This is a genomic window from Streptomyces sp. 8P21H-1 (assembly GCF_013302945.1).
Window position 1 is genome coordinate 1 of the sequence record NZ_JABTYA010000247.1, and the last position, 574, is coordinate 574.

At 78.6% G+C, this 574-nt stretch carries 1 protein-coding gene; it reads right to left on the reverse strand.

Annotation, left to right across the window (positions count from 1 at the left end; all coding sequences use genetic code 11):
- On the reverse strand, window positions 1–574 hold a 574-nt coding region (locus HO151_RS04905), incomplete at both ends, for a glycosyltransferase (protein ID WP_173894885.1).

Sequence of the window (574 nt, forward strand, 5' to 3'; positions counted from 1 at the left end):
GACCACGACCGGCCGCCCGCAGGCCATGGCCTCCAGCGGCGCCAGCGCCATGCCCTCCCAGCGGGACGGCAGGACGACCAGGTCGGCGGCCCGGTACCAGGGCGCCGGGTCGGCGACGGCTCCGGCGAACAGCACGGACCCGGGGGCCCGGGCCCGCAGCGTCCCCGCGTCCGGACCGTCGCCGACCAGTACGAGGCGCGCGTCGGGCACCTGCCGGGTCACCTCGTGCCACGCCTCCAGGAGGACGTCCTGTCCCTTCTGCCGGCACAGCCGCCCGACGCAGACCACGAGGGGCGCCGCCGGCCCGGCCTCGTCGAGCAGCGGGAGCCCGGCCCGTACGGTGCCCGCCGGCGCCGGGTGGAAGCCGTCCAGGTCGATGCCGTTGGGGATGACGCTCCACCGGCCCCCGATCCCCGACCGCTCACCGGTCCGCCGCTCGGCCTCGCTGACGCACACCAGCCGCGACGCCCAGCGCGCGCCCAGCCGCTCCCAGGCGAGGGCGAGCAGTCCGGTGGCCCCGCCCGCCGCCTCGAACGACCAGGCGTGCGGCTGGAACACGGTCGGCACCCGCCCG